The 14,406-nt window shown below is 51.7% G+C and carries 16 protein-coding genes; 11 read left to right on the top strand and 5 right to left on the bottom strand.

Annotated features, from left to right (window positions below; translation table 11 throughout):
- Positions 1–58 precede the first annotated feature (58 nt).
- From rarD to EDC33_RS07550, 3 genes are all read left to right on the top strand, one after another.
- Complete coding sequence (gene rarD, locus EDC33_RS07560) at positions 59–976, top strand: EamA family transporter RarD (protein WP_124010718.1); 918 nt, start codon at positions 59–61, stop codon at positions 974–976.
- A gap of 72 nt (positions 977–1,048) precedes the next feature.
- Positions 1,049–1,828: a hypothetical protein gene (locus EDC33_RS07555; protein ID WP_124010717.1), complete on the top strand. Its 780-nt coding sequence runs from the start codon at positions 1,049–1,051 to the stop codon at positions 1,826–1,828.
- Positions 1,829–2,153: 325 nt separating this feature from the next.
- Entirely contained in the window at positions 2,154–3,119 is a 966-nt protein-coding gene (locus EDC33_RS07550; protein ID WP_124010716.1) for an ATP-grasp domain-containing protein, read from the top strand.
- Positions 3,120–3,164: 45 nt separating this feature from the next.
- On the opposite strand, the gene EDC33_RS07545 is transcribed toward EDC33_RS07550, so the two are convergent.
- The 3 genes from EDC33_RS07545 to EDC33_RS07535 form a co-directional block, all read right to left on the bottom strand.
- Positions 3,165–3,821, bottom strand: a complete 657-nt coding sequence (locus EDC33_RS07545; protein WP_124010715.1) for a carboxymuconolactone decarboxylase family protein — start codon at positions 3,819–3,821, stop codon at positions 3,165–3,167.
- Between the two features lie 66 nt (positions 3,822–3,887).
- Positions 3,888–4,469 (bottom strand): protein-L-isoaspartate(D-aspartate) O-methyltransferase, encoded by a 582-nt coding sequence (locus EDC33_RS07540; protein ID WP_124010714.1) that lies wholly within the window; start codon positions 4,467–4,469, stop codon positions 3,888–3,890.
- A 49-nt stretch (positions 4,470–4,518) separates the two neighbouring features.
- Positions 4,519–5,445 (bottom strand): VOC family protein, encoded by a 927-nt coding sequence (locus EDC33_RS07535; protein ID WP_124010713.1) that lies wholly within the window; start codon positions 5,443–5,445, stop codon positions 4,519–4,521.
- Positions 5,446–5,523: 78 nt separating this feature from the next.
- On the opposite strand from EDC33_RS07535, the gene EDC33_RS07530 reads away from it, so the two are divergent.
- On the top strand, positions 5,524–6,126 hold the full coding sequence (locus tag EDC33_RS07530; RefSeq protein WP_040105993.1) for an alpha/beta hydrolase: 603 nt from the start codon (positions 5,524–5,526) through the stop codon (positions 6,124–6,126).
- An 8-nt stretch (positions 6,127–6,134) separates the two neighbouring features.
- Here EDC33_RS07530 and EDC33_RS07525 read toward each other — a convergent pair whose 3' ends face one another.
- Positions 6,135–6,977 (bottom strand): HAD-IIB family hydrolase, encoded by an 843-nt coding sequence (locus EDC33_RS07525; protein ID WP_124010712.1) that lies wholly within the window; start codon positions 6,975–6,977, stop codon positions 6,135–6,137.
- Positions 6,978–7,075: 98 nt separating this feature from the next.
- Here EDC33_RS07525 and EDC33_RS12760 point away from each other — a divergent pair, with 98 nt between their 5' ends.
- From EDC33_RS12760 to EDC33_RS07490, 7 genes are all read left to right on the top strand, one after another.
- Positions 7,076–7,762: an AzlC family ABC transporter permease gene (locus EDC33_RS12760; RefSeq protein WP_094906352.1), complete on the top strand. Its 687-nt coding sequence runs from the start codon at positions 7,076–7,078 to the stop codon at positions 7,760–7,762.
- Positions 7,759–8,046 (top strand): AzlD domain-containing protein, encoded by a 288-nt coding sequence (locus tag EDC33_RS12755; protein ID WP_040105990.1) that lies wholly within the window; start codon positions 7,759–7,761, stop codon positions 8,044–8,046. Before EDC33_RS12760 ends, EDC33_RS12755 begins: the two co-directional genes overlap by 4 nt.
- Before the next feature lie 15 nt (positions 8,047–8,061).
- Positions 8,062–8,985, top strand: coding sequence for an AEC family transporter (locus tag EDC33_RS07510; protein ID WP_124010710.1), 924 nt, complete (start codon positions 8,062–8,064; stop codon positions 8,983–8,985).
- A 67-nt stretch (positions 8,986–9,052) separates the two neighbouring features.
- Entirely contained in the window at positions 9,053–10,081 is a 1,029-nt protein-coding gene (locus EDC33_RS07505; protein WP_124010709.1) for a Rho termination factor N-terminal domain-containing protein, read from the top strand.
- Between the two features lie 77 nt (positions 10,082–10,158).
- A complete protein-coding gene (locus tag EDC33_RS07500; RefSeq protein ID WP_124010708.1) occupies positions 10,159–11,748 on the top strand; it encodes a gamma-glutamyltransferase family protein in 1,590 nt (529 codons plus the stop codon).
- Between the two features lie 9 nt (positions 11,749–11,757).
- Positions 11,758–12,294, top strand: coding sequence for a chromate transporter (locus EDC33_RS07495; protein ID WP_124010707.1), 537 nt, complete (start codon positions 11,758–11,760; stop codon positions 12,292–12,294).
- Positions 12,291–12,818 carry a chromate transporter gene (locus EDC33_RS07490; protein ID WP_094906357.1) on the top strand — a complete coding sequence of 176 codons (528 nt, stop codon included), beginning with the start codon at positions 12,291–12,293 and terminating at the stop codon, positions 12,816–12,818. Before EDC33_RS07495 ends, EDC33_RS07490 begins: the two co-directional genes overlap by 4 nt.
- Positions 12,819–12,867: 49 nt before the next feature.
- Here EDC33_RS07490 and murJ read toward each other — a convergent pair whose 3' ends face one another.
- Positions 12,868–14,394 carry a murein biosynthesis integral membrane protein MurJ gene (gene murJ, locus EDC33_RS07485; protein WP_124010706.1) on the bottom strand — a complete coding sequence of 509 codons (1,527 nt, stop codon included), beginning with the start codon at positions 14,392–14,394 and terminating at the stop codon, positions 12,868–12,870.
- Positions 14,395–14,406: the final 12 nt, after the last annotated feature.

The following is a 14,406-nucleotide window of genomic DNA, read 5'->3' as shown; positions in this document are numbered from 1 at the left end:
CTTGAAATAATATTTGAGAGGAGTAAAATTGCTGTAATGCTTAAAAAGAGGTGAAGACATGAGTGAAAACAGCAAAGGCATAATTTTTGCCCTCGGGGCATATCTGATATGGGGCTTCCTGCCCATCTACTGGAAGCAGGTTGAACACATCTCTTCCTATGAACTGATCGCCCACAGGGTCCTGTGGGCCTTCGTATTCATGATTGTATTCATCCTCGTCACCAACAGGATGCATCTATTCTACAAGGACCTGAAATTCATCTTCCGGGATGGGAAGAAGATCGTTGCACTGTTTGCCGCTTCAGCCGTCATAACCACCAACTGGCTGCTTTACATCGTCGCTGTGAATAACGGACATATCCTGGATGCGAGCCTCGGCTACTACATCAATCCATTGATCAGCATATTGATCGGTTTCGTCATCCTGGGGGAGCGTTTCTCAAAATTACAATGGGTGGCAATCATCATCGTCTTCCTCGGTGTTACATACCTGGCTGTGGGTCTCGGATCCGCGCCATGGATCTCCCTTTCCCTGGCGCTGTCGTTCAGCATTTATGGCCTGATCAAGAAGGTCATCAATATGGACGCGGTATTCGCGCTGGCCGTCGAAACATTCGTCCTGGCGCCATTCGCCCTCGTCTACATACTGTTCCTTGAAGGGAGTGGCGGAGGGAACTTCGGCATCAATGCAGACAGTCTGGTCATGATGGGTACAGGGGTGATTACAGCGGTTCCGCTTCTGCTGTTCTCGCTTGGAGCCCAGCGCATCCGCCTGTCCCTGATCGGCATTCTCCAGTACTTCGCGCCGACGATCATGCTCCTGCTCGGTGTCTTCATGTATGATGAGTCATTTACGGACATCCATACGGTTGCCTATATACTGATATGGAGCGGCCTCGCCATCTACACCTTCAGCCGTATCCAGGAGATGCGCAGACAGTCGGCGAAGAAGCCGCGGCGGCGCGTCAGCCACTAGCATATTGTTAGTGAATTGAAATGATCCATGATATGATTTATGAAAAATCAGTGTTCTAAGGAGTAAGGGACTATGAAGGTTTCAAGATATCTGTTCGCAACCCTCACCGCCACAGCCATCCTTGCCGGCTGTCAGGAAGAGGAGACGCAGGATAATCAGAATAATATAGATGAAACAGCGGAAGAGGCGACACAGGAGTCACAGGAAACGGGCGCTACGGAGCGTTCATTGTCTGATATAGAGACGGATGATGAATCACTTTCCGAAGTCGTGGATAAAGCAGAGGAGATCGACAGCTATCAGGCTGTGCTTGATCTCGAAGCGGTCGTCGATGGGGGTGCCCCGGAAAAGCTGGCAGCGGACGTACGGTTCAAGGATGGCGATCCGCCATCCCTCCACCTGAAATCTGAGGGGGAGGACCGCACAATCTCAAAAGACGGGGAAACATACTACAACAATGGTACGGAATGGGTCGACATTTCCGATTCCGTCGGCGCAGACCAGCTCTATCATGTAACATACGAGAATGCCGTCCACTCATTTGCAGAGATCAAGGGCGAACTGGAGGCAGTCGAGGAGGACGATGCAGTCATCTATTCATTCGAAGGAGAGAATAATGACGTGTTCAAAACATTCGAATCGCTCTTCGCCGTAGAGTTTGGAGCCATTGATACTTCCGTCATACAGAATGATGTAGAAATTGTCGTCGGCAAGGAAGACAATCTCATCAGATCCATCGAGTATGATGCGGAAGGTGAAGATGCAGAAGGAGAATACGAGCTTTCAGGCGATGTCGATTTCACTTCATTCAATGATGTGGGGGAAATCGAACTGCCGGAAGCGGTGCAGTAGGAGGAAATCCCCTCCGGGACCATTGTCCCGGAGGGGATTTTTTCATCAGGAGAACTCGATGACAGGTTTGAGCGTTTCACCGGATTGGAATTAATATGTCTCTACTATTTTACTCTACCCTCTGGAGGAAGGGATTAAGCTCAAGTTAGTCTGCTTCAACAGCTCTCAAATAATGATCAGGGTGCCGGCGGGCTGAAGGTACTGGATTGACTGTGTAGGACTTATAGTATAGAATGCCTATAAGTTTAATATGAATTAATCCGACGGATGGCAATGGAAGATGATCCAAGGATACTTCCTATAAATACTGAAGGAGTGATACAGCATGGCCAAAATATATGTACTGCACGAAAACCCGGAATGGACCGACCACCTTTTCAAGCGGCTGGATGAACTGGGGCTGCCCTATGAGGACTGGCTTCTGTCGGAGGGCACGGTCGACTTGACTGCAGAACCGCCGGAAGGCGTCTTCTACAACAGAATCAGCGCGTCTTCACACACGCGGGGCAACCGCTATTCACCGGAGCTTACAAATGCTGTTCTTGCGTGGCTGGAGTACCACGGCCGTACGGTAATCAACGGCAGTCGGGCCCTGCAGCTGGAAGTGAGCAAGGTCTCCCAATACCTGGAGCTTGAAAAACATGGCGTAAAGACGCCGAATACGGTGGCCGCCGTCGGTAAGGACCAGATCCTGGAAGCGGCGAAACGATTCGAGGGAAAATCCTTCATTACAAAGCACAATCGTGCCGGCAAAGGTCTTGGCGTCCAACTGTTCGATTCCATCGAAGCACTCGAAGCATATGTCGGCAGTGAGGCATTCGAGGCGCCGGTGGACGGTGTGACCCTGCTCCAGGACTACATCAAATCGCCGGATGCCTCCATTACACGCTGCGAATTCGTCGGCGGTGAATTCGTCTATGCCGTCCGTGTCGATACTTCCGAAGGATTCGAACTGTGCCCGGCGGATGCATGTTCGATAGAGGACCTGTTCTGTCCAGCAGGGGAGCAGGAGGAAGCAGAGGCCCCGAAATTCAGGATCATCAGGGACTTTCATCATCCAATCCTTGAAAATTATAAGGAGGTGCTCGCGAACAACGGCATCAATGTTGCAGGCATCGAATTCATCCAGGATGAAGATGGAACCCTCTACACTTATGACATCAATACGAATACGAACTACAATAGTGATGCAGAAGCCGAAGCCGGCCAGTACGGCATGCTTGAACTTGCCAAGTTCCTCGGCCGAGAGCTTGAAGCGGCAGGGAAAGAAGAAGTGGGTAATCATAGATGATATAAAAATGCCTCATCCATGCAATATGGATGAGGCGTTTTTCATCTATTCATCATAGGCGTTCAGTGCATTGATGCCGTGGGCATACGCGGAACCGGCCTTCAATGTTGTTGCGACGAAGATGGATTCTGCAATCTCCTCTTTCGTGACGTCCATTTTTTTGGCATTTCCCGTATGGATCTCGATGCAGTAAGGACAGCCGGTCACATGGGCGATGGCGACAGCGATGATTTCCTTCTCTTTTGTTGTGAGTGCACCTTCCTGCATGGCAGCGGCATCGAACTGTTGGAATGCCTTATTGATTTCAGGTGTGACCTTATTGAGTTGGGCGAGGTTCTTAAGGCCCCCTTTGGCATAGAGGCTGTCGCCGTCGACTTCATCATAGGCGTCGAGTGCATTGATGCTGTGGGCGTATGCCGAGCCCGCCTTGAGGGCGGTGGCGACCATGATGGATTCGGCCATCTCCTCTTTGGAGCCTTCGAGCTTCTTCAAGTTCTTCACGTGGATATCGATGCAGTAGGGGCAGCCGGTCACATGGGCTACGGCTACAGCGATGAGCTCCTTAAGTTTTGCCGGGAGCACGCCTTCCGCCATCGCTTTCTGGTCGAACTGTCCGAATGCCTTCGCGGCTTCCGGGGCAAGCTTGTTGATTTCACCGAAGCGGTTCTTGTAGGACTGTTTGTATAGTACATCAGTAGTCATTTCATATCCTCCTAGTAGGTATTACATCAACTATATAGTATTGTAATCCATACCTCAAGGGAAGGATTATTCTTTTTCCTTTTTGAGCTTGACGAATCTGACATGCTCAATGAAGGAAGTGTGGATGACGCCGGCTTCATCCTTCTCGACCAGCCTGAGCTCCTGATTGGATGCGTCACCGATGGGAATCACCATCTTTCCCATTGGAGCAAGCTGACGGATGAGGGAAGGAGGGACTTCCCGTGCGGCGGCCGTCACCATGATCCTGTCATATGGAGCGTGTTCCTCCCATCCGAGATGGCCGTCCCCATAATGGAAATGGATGTTGGAGAACCCTTTCGCTTTTAATCTGTCCTTGGCCTGCTCATGTAGTGCACCGATCCTCTCAACGGTAAAGACTTCTTCTGAAAACTTCGCCAGCAGGGCAGTCTGGAAGCCGGATCCTGTTCCGACCTCGAGCACCCTGCTGTCCGATTGGAGGTCGAGATGCAATGTCATCTCGAGCACAAGGGAGGGCTGGGATATCGTCTGCCCGTGTCCGATGGGGAAGGGCACATCCAGTCCTGCCTCCTCCTTGTACTGTTCCATGAACCTGCTCCGGTCGAGTGCGTGGAAAAATGCAGTAATCTCTTCTTCGGTATACTTCATGGCATTCACCTTCCTTTTAGGATGGATGTCCTTGCGACCTGTGTATGAATCACCTGAGTGGGGTCAGATAGGCTTCAATGAGATCGCGGTTCTCTTCCAGTTCAGGAGGCAGTGAAAGGTCCTCCCCAAGTGATTCGACGGGTTCATCGATGGCGAATCCAGGACCATCTGTCGAAACTTCCACTGTAATGCCGCCGACGGTGGTGATGTAGAGGGCCTTGAAATAATAGCGGTCGATGAGACCGGAGTTCTTCCAGTTTTCCTTGTCCACACGCTCCTCGATCTCCAGCAGCTCCGCTTCATCCTCGACGCGCAGGGAGAAGTGATGCACACTGCCATAGCCCTCCTTTTCAAGCTGGGTGGAGCGCTGTTCGATGACATAGACGCTGTCTTCACCGACATTGATTTCAGCTTCCGTCGAATCGTCGGTGAAATCCCCCTGCACCTCTCCACCGAGAAGCTCCAGAAACTGGACCATCGGCTTGATGTACTGGACAGTCAACTCTACTGTTCCGATGGAAGTGATTGCATGCGCCTGTGGGATGTCGGGGTGCATGTTTGGGGTGGGGTGACCGCTGCTCTGATCGACAATGAGCGCGAGGCGCTGCTTCTCATGATCCTCGAATTTCATGATGGTCTTTCCGAACTGCTCGATGATGCCTTCATGATAGACGCCATGCGTTTCGAAGCGTCCCTTGAAGAATTCCAGTGATTCCTTTGAGGGCACCCGGAAATAGGTTCTCGAAATGCTGTTGGTGCCGGCCTGGAATTTTGGGGCGTTGATGATATTGAAGAATGTGATGTCGGAACCGGGCGTCCCCTCATAATCTGCATAGAACAGGTGATACATGCTGGTATCATCCTGGTTGACCGTCTTTTTGACGAGGCGCAGACCGAGGATATTGGTATAGAAGTCATGGTTGTCAAGGATTTCCTTCGTGATGGAGGAAACATGGTGGATGCCTAGTACTGTCATAAGTATCGCTCCTTCTGAATCATTTGTTATTATTATATAATAGTAATAGGGTAAACTCTAACAAAGGAGGATATTACAGTGGAACATCTATTTATAAAAGCGAAGAACAACAAAGAGAATACTTTGATACTTTTCCATGGCAGCGGGGGCAGGGAAACGGACCTGCTGGAAGTGGCTGCAATGGTCGACAGCTCGGCGAACATCCTCGCATTGCGTGGGGATGTCGAAGACAGCGGCCAGGTACGCTTCTTCAAGAGGGACGGCAAGGGGCATGATGAGGAAAGTCTCAGGACCGAAGGGGAAAAGGTCGCTGAACTGCTGCGGGACCTTGCTGCAGAGTATGGCCTGGACCTCTCTAAGGCCGCCTACATCGGCTACTCGAACGGTGCAAACATGGCAGCCCATATGCTGCTCAACCACGACATTCCGGTTGCCGGAGCAATGCTGATGCATGGGGCCTACAAAAGCGGGCAGGTCGGGGATGTCGACCTCCTCGGAAAGAAGGTGCTCATGACGGCGGGCGCGCGGGATATGGTCGCTACAGCAGGGGAAGCCTATCAGCTGAAGCAGAAGCTGGAACTGAAAGGCGCCACGGTTGATGTGAAACTGACGGATGGTGGACATGAGATCGTTTCAGAAGAACTCATGGAGGGGCACATCTGGTATCTGCGGGTGAAGTGAGGACGGCCTCACTTCAAGTATGTTTCTTCCAGGTAACGTTTCAATCCGTCTTCATCACACGTGAATTCGGTGATGTCATCAGCTGCCGCCTTGACGGCATCTGTAGCATTCTTCATGGCGGTCCTGTGTCCGGCTTTCTCGAACAGCGGCAGGTCGTTCATCGAATCGCCGATCACGTGGACATCCTGGAAGCTGATGTTGAAGTGCTCGAGCAGCGTGGCTGTTCCGGTCGCCTTGTCGCGGCCCTTCAGCATCACTTCTGCGTTGTGGATGCTTGTCGTATACAGCGAATAGTCGGATTCATCCTGCCTGTCCTTCAGGTAGTCGTACCAATCCTTTATCTTCTCGAGGTCGGTACTGAAGAAGAACAGCTTGACGACGTGGTCGAACGGAAGCTCCTCGACCCACTGGGTCTTGCTGTTCATCGTATCCTGGGCGAACCGGTATTCGAAGTCCTTCATCGTTTCAGGCTGATCCCGGCTGATGTCGGCAAATGAATATTCCTGATCCTGGAGGAGCGTCCTGCTCGAATTTTCCAAAGTGTGGACCTCGTAATAGACTTCCCGTTCCCTTGCGGCTTCGATCATCCGTTCGACGAAATCCGGTTTGAAGGAAGCGGCATCGACAAGTTCGCCGCCGATGTAGATGCCCATGCCGCTCGCAGCAACATAGCCGTCGAGTGGGCAGTGTTCGGGGGTGATGCTGATGATTTCATGACTGGTCCTGCCCGTTGCAAAAAAGATATGCATCCCCCTTTTTTTGAGTTCGGCCAGTGTATCCACAAGATTGAGGGAAAACTGGCCGCTGTGGTCCAGTATCGTGCCATCCATATCGAGCGCTAATGCTTTCATCTTCATTCAACTCCATTATTTTTTAATTGTTCTGATCATCGGCTTCCAATTGTGTTAAAATATTCATATTATTTTATTATTATAAATGTGGTGATATTATGACACAAACAGCCCTCAAGCGGTCCATCATGGATGGATTGACGATCGGCATGGGATATCTTCCCGTGGCGGTCGCATTCGGAATCACCGCAAAACCGCTCCTTTCATTTTTTGAAACGGTATTGATGAGCTTCATGGTATACGGAGGCGCCAGCCAGTTCCTGGCCCTTCAGATGCTCACTTCAAGTGGGGCGGCAGCCATCGTCATTGCGGTGTTCATACTCAATTCAAGGCATTTCGTCATGGCCTTCAAGGTCAATTACGACCTGAAGCACGAGTCGTTTCCTAAACGGCTGATACTGTCATCATATGTGACGGATGAATCATTTGCAGTCACCGCCAACAATGATGAAGACCAGCATACGTTCATGAACTATTTCGCCACATTCTTCATCGCCTATGCCTTTTGGGTCGCCTTTTCCGCAGTCGGCTATCTGGCCGGTGAATGGATGAGCGAAGGACTGATCCTGGCAAGCGGCATCGCCCTCTATGCTCTGTTCATCGCGCTGCTCATACCTGCGGTGAGAGTCCATTACAAGTATGGCATCGTTGCGGTTCTCGGCATGGTGATGCATTATGTCATGAGCATCATCCCGTCTGTGCCTGCAGGGGTTGCCATCGTCGCTGCCATTCTGCTTGCTGCATTGATGGGCGTCATCCTGGAAAGACTGGAGGTATTCAATTGATTCTGCTCATCGCCGCCCTTTTTGCTGCCACCATCATAACACGTATACTGCCGGCATTTATCATAGGCAAGTTCTCCCTGCCGGAGTGGATTGTTACATACTTGAATTATATACCCTATGCCGCCCTCGGGGTACTGATTTTTCCTGGAATCCTCACTGCTGTGGAGCGGCCGGTCCATGGGCTGCTCGGCGGCATATTCGCAGTCATGCTTGCGGTGCTCCGGGTGCCGCTCTTCTTCATTGTGCTGGGAAGCATCGTTTTCGTTTACATCATCATGCTATAGAAGGATGCCGTAAAAATGAATGAATTCATATTTATCTTCGCAAATATCATATTGCCGATCGGACTGATTGTGGCGACGGGATATATCATCCAGCTCAAATTCAGTCTTGACCGTTCGACGCTGGCTAAGCTGAGCATCCATTATGTGATGCCGGCCTTCATATTCATGAGCCTGTATGAATCCTCCATCGACTTTGCGCTGCTCATCAACGTGATGATGTTTCTGATCATCTATGCTGCCGCTTCCTTCATCGTCGTGAAGTTGATTGCGCGGCTGCTCGGGCTGAGCCGGGACAGGACTGTGCTTTTTACCAACTCCAACCTGTTCTATAATGCCGGCAACTATGGGGTGCCCGTGAATGACCTGGTTTTCAGGAGTGATCCCTATGCGATGAGCATCCAGGTGATGATGGTGGTATTCCAGAACATGTTCGCGTTCTCCTACGGCATATTTTCATTGAGTGCAAAAAATGTCGGCAGGACGAAGGCGCTGCTCGGCTATTTCAAGATGCCCATATTCTACGGGCTCGTCCTGGGTCTCACATTCAACTATTTCAACATCCAGGTTCCGGCGCCGGTCGAAACATCACTGGACTATATGAGGAGCGCAATGATCGGCCTTGTGGTCTTCATACTGGGGGCACAGATTGCAGGCATAAAGTTCAGGCGGCTCAGATGGAGTGCCCTGGCAGGTGCGTTGAGCCGGCTCCTCATCGGCCCGGTGCTGGCAGTCGGACTGCTGCTCCTCTTCAATATTGAAGGGGTGGTGGCGCAGGCCATACTGATTACAACAGCGATGCCTGCTGCCGTCAACAGTGCAATCATCGCCCAGGAGTACAGTGATGATCCGGAGTACGCAGCGGAGATCGTGATGATGAGCACGCTGCTGAGCGCATTGACGGTCTCAAGCGTCATCTATATCGCCCTGGCCATATTCTGATTATTTATCAATCATGGGGGTGATATGGTAAAATGGGGTGAAGAATCAGAGCGAGGAGTTTTCTAAGATGGAAAATGCTAAAACCTATTTGAAAAATTATAATATGAACGATCTGAAGCGGCTGGCGCGTACTATATCAGTCAAGGGGTTTTCCAAGTACAAGAAGGAGGAACTGATTGATGCGATAATAGAGCAGCAGCATACTTCCGAGACGGCGACGTATGCCTACAAGTACATTGATGACCGTTCATTCGCGACGTGGAAGGAATCTGCGGATCATCTCCAGGAGTACTACAGGCTGGAAGACATCTTCGGCCTGTACATCATGGGCTACGCATTCGAGGACCCTGAGCGGGAGGACAACTTCTTCCTCGCAGAAGGGGTGCCCGGTCTTTTCGGTGAAGTGGACAGCGAAGAGAACCGTGAAGCGCGTCTCGAGATCCAGCGTAAGCTCAACCTCATCCGTGCAGCCCTGCACCTGTACGGCATCGTCAGCTTCGATCAGCTCATACACCTCTTCAGGAAATACTACAGCATGGAGATGTCCGGGGAGGAGATCGTAGAATTCCTCGAAAAATCACCGTACGACATCTCCATCGATCAGGACAAGCAGCAGATCGTCATCGACGACATGAATTATGCGCAGTATGAGATGGTGCGTAAACTGCAGGGGGACAGGCCGTACTACGAGCCTGAGTTCGCCAAGTTCATCAAATTCAGCGATCCGAACTACATTGATGAATCGAAACATCACAGACAACTGAAGGAATGGGTGAAGGCGAACGTAGATGTGCCTGCAGGGAAGCACCACAGCATCTACATCTCGCTGCTCCAGCTCATCATGCAGGGGTCTAAACGTGATGAAATCGTCCAGTATCTGATGACATTGAATGTGGAATTCAGCAATGTGGAAACGCAGCGCGGCTTTTTCGATATGATCGCCGGCATCGTTGAAAATACACGGCACTTCAAATACCGGGGGCATAAGGAGTCGGAACTGAAGACGCAGACCGTCGTCAAAGAGGTCAAGGTCGGCAGGAACGATCCATGTCCATGTGGAAGCGGCAAGAAATATAAAAAATGCTGCGGCAGATGAATAAGAACAAGTCCTGTGAATAAGCAGGACTTGTTTATATCTTTAGAAGATTGAAATTTCAAAAAAGGGGATCGGAAATGAATCATTACAGTTATCCATATATGAACCGGCGCTTCAGTACATACGCCAAGAACGGCATGGTCGCAACGACACATCCACTGGCCACGGAAGCAGGCATCGAAGTGATGAAGCAGGGCGGAAATGCCATGGACGCAGCCATCGCAACTGCAGCCACCCTGACGGTCGTAGAACCGACGAGCAACGGCATTGGAGGAGACGCCTTCATGATCGCTTGGATGAACGGCAAGCTGCACGGGATGAATGCAAGCGGACGTTCGCCACGAAAATTGAGCATGGAGGAGATCCGGAAGCGCGGCTTCAGCGAAATGCCGAAATTCGGCTGGCTGCCGGTCAATGTACCGGGGGTGCCGAAGGCATGGGCGACGCTCATCAACGACTTCGGCAACCTGACACTGAAGGAAGTGCTGGCGCCAGCCATCCGTGCAGCAAGTGAAGGATTTGCGATTACACCGGTCACAGCGAAATATTGGCAGGCCGCCTACAGCAACTACAGCAGGGAGGCCGAAAACTTCGAGGAGATCAAACCATGGCTCGATATCTTCGGAACCGTGTCGGCGGGTGAGATAAAGACATTGCCGCATCATGCAGAAACCCTTCGGGACATTGCAGAAACTGACGGAAAAAGCGTGTATAAAGGAGCGCTTGCGGACAGGATCATCCGTTACAGCAATGAAACAGGCGGACTTCTCTCCCATGAGGACCTCGAAGGTTTCGAGGTGGATTATGTGGAGCCGATCAGCATCGGCTATAAGGGGCATGAAATCCACGAGATTCCACCAAACGGTCAGGGCATCACTGCACTGATGGCACTTGGCATGCTGAAGGATGATATGTTCGGTGCACTTGATGCGCGCACATACCATCATCAGATTGAGGCCATCAAGCAGGCGTTCGCTGACACGACGACATACGTTGCCGATCCCGATCATATGAAAGTGGGCGTCTCGCAACTGCTTGACGCAGCATATCTGAAGGCGCGCCGCGGTGAGATCAAAGAAGAAGCGGAATTGAGGCATCATGGCGATCTGCCCGAGGGCGGCACCGTCTACCTTGCAACGGCGGATGGAGAAGGGAACATGGTCTCCTACATCCAGAGCAACTACATGGGCTTCGGTTCCGGCGTCGTCATTCCTGAAACGGGGCTCGCCCTCCACAATAGAGGGCACAATTTCTCGATGGACGAGAATCACGCCAATTTTGTCGAAGGCGGAAAGAAGCCCTTCCATACGATCATCCCGGGCTTCATTACGAAAGGGGACAGGCCGGTCGGTCCATTCGGCGTGATGGGTGCCTTCATGCAGCCGCAGGGCCATCTGCAGGTGGCGATGAACCTGATCGACTACAATATGAACCCGCAGAGTGCACTCGATGCTCCGAGGTGGCAGTTCAAGTCCGGCATGGATGTCGAGGTCGAGGACCGGTTTGATCCGGATATCGCCCGGGCACTCGCCAGGCGCGGACATAAGATCAGCGTGAACCTCGAACCGAACAGTTTCGGACGGGGGCAGGTCATCATACGTGGGGAGGATGGCGCCCTGATCGGGGGCACTGAATCCCGGACGGATGGCTCAATATCCATATACTAGGAGAAGACGATGCATTTAAAAATTTTTTGGGTATTTTTCAAAGTAGGCATGCTCGGGTATGGTGGGGGACCGTCCTCCATCCCCCTTGTACATAAGGAAGTCGTCGATACGCACAAGTGGATGACGAATGAAGCGTTCCAGGACGCACTCGCAATAGGGAACGTACTGCCGGGTCCGATAGCGACGAAGCTCGGCGGCTATATCGGATATCTCCAGAAAGGATGGCTGGGGCTTGCCAATGCAGTGTTCGCAACGATTCTGCCGACCATCATACTGATGATCATCCTGCTGAAGCTCTTCACCGAATTCAAGGATCTCGAATGGGTCCAGGGGATGAGCAATGGCGTCATGCCGGTGGTCGGCGTCATGCTGGCGATACTCACCTATGAATTCCTCGCCAAGGCAAAGGCACGGACGACATGGCAGTTCATCATACTGTTCACGCTCATCGCCTTTCTCCTGCTGGTGGTGCTTGAAATCCACCCGGCGATCATCATCCTCTTCATCGTAGTATTCAGTCTCTTCAGGAAGGAGGGACGCATATGATCTATCTGCAGATATTCCTCGCCTTCTTCATCCCAGGAGTTCTGGGTTATGGCGGGGGACCTGCTTCAATTCCGCTGGTGGAGCAGGAAGTGGTGCAGAACTATGAATGGATGGATTCCCAGGAGTTTGCGGAAGTGCTGGCACTGGGCAATGCACTTCCGGGGCCGATAGCGACGAAGATGGCCGGCTTCATCGGCTTTGAAGTCGGTGGCGTCCTCGGTTCGGTGGTGGCGGTCACTGCAACGGTGATGCCGTCACTGATGCTCATGGTCTTTCTTGCAGGACTGCTCTACAGATTGAAGGGGACGAAGAAGTTCGAAACGCTGACGACGCTGATCCGTCCGGTCATCGCGATTCTGCTCGGCATCATCGCATACGACTTCTTCAGCAACGCCTTCGCGGACTCAGGCAGTCTGCATACCATCATATTGATTGTGGCAAGTTTCCTCATGCTGACGAAGTTCAATGTCCATCCTGCACTGGTCATCATTTTCGGGCTCGTTTATGGGGCATTCCTGCTGTAGGAGAATCGAATATTGGCATAGAAAAAAGGAATTGGGATCCAGGGGGATCCTAATTCCTTTTTCTTTTGAATCTTCTCATGATGCCTTTGATGAATATGTCGGCGCCCTCTATCTTCATTAGATATACTGCAGAGAAATACAGCAGCCCCATTACAGAGACTGCAATGACCAGACTGATGTTCATGCCGAGCACACCTTCAGCCGCCCCGTAAAGCATCAGGGCAATCAATGTTGAAATGCCTGCAGCCATGACTATCTTCAGGATCGAAGGGACGAGTTTGGTCAGGTTCAGGCGGCCAAGCTTCCTGCGGAGTCCCTGTGTAAGCAGGATGACTGTGATGAGGGCGGAGATGCTCGTGGCCAGGGCGAGCCCTCCGATGCCGAGCAGCGGGGCAAGCGTAAAGTTCAGCCCAACATTGATGCCCATGCCGATTGAACTGTTGATCATCGGGGACTTAGTGTCCTGCAGGGCATAGAATACACGGGTCAGAATCAGATTGACGCCGGTCCCGATCAACCCGATGGAGTAGAAGAAGAAGGCGGAAGTCGTGAGGATGACTGCCGTCTCATCGAATGCACCCCGTCCGAACAGGAAGCGTACGATCGGTTCGGCGAATGCCAATGCCCCCGCCGTGACGGGGATGATCAGCAGCAATACGCCGATGATCGTCTGATTCATCGTATATTTAAGTCCCTCCATATCACCCTTTGCAGCTTTCCTGGAGATGTCCGGATAGAAGACCGTCACGAATGATGAGACGAAGATTCCAAGGAAGGCGGTGTTCATCGTATTGGCATAGTTGAGGGAGGAGATCCCCCCGACTGATATCCAGGAAGCCAGCGAGCGGTCCACCAGCCGGTTGATCTGGGACACGCTCGATCCCAGTATGACCGGGAAGGCGAGGGCAGCCATCTCCTTGATGTGCCTGTCCTTTGGCTGGAAGACTGCCTGGAATCTGAAGGCATACCTGTATGCGGCGGCGACGATGATGAGGAACTGTATGAACAGCGCGACGACATTCGCCATGGCAAGTACATAGAGCCATTCCGTCCTGCTGCTGATGGCGATGGCGGCGATCAGTACCAGGTTCATCGGTATGCCGATCAGGGAAGGGACGGCAAAGACCTTCTTATAATTGAGGTATGCACTCAAAATGCGGATGATGATGGTGAAGTAGACGCCGAAGATGCTGAAGCGGGTGAACATAACTGCAAGTGCGAGGGTCTCCCCCTCGAAACCGATTGCGAAGATCTTCACCAGATATTCGGTGAAGATCAGGGCGAGTGCTACGAGCACTGTTGTGAGCACCATCAGAACATTGATCAGGTTGTTCGTATATTCAATGCCGGCCCGTTCCCCAAGCTTGTTTTCAATGCGTGAATAGAGCGGTATATAACCTGTGGAGATGCCTGCGGCAATGACGCCGAAGACAATGGTCGGGATGCTGATAGCGAGCAGGAAGACGTCACTGATTTCGGAGGCGCCATAGAAGTATGCCAGTGTCAGGTCCCTCAGGAATCCCGATACTTTGGAGACGATGGTAAGCACCATCAGTAGAATGACTGCTTTTTTCATATCATCACACTA

It is taken from the genome of Salinicoccus roseus, from assembly GCF_003814515.1.
GTDB classification, from domain to species: domain Bacteria; phylum Bacillota; class Bacilli; order Staphylococcales; family Salinicoccaceae; genus Salinicoccus; species Salinicoccus roseus.
Note: the sequence above shows the minus strand (reverse complement) of the source record. Positions and strands in the feature narration are given on the sequence as shown.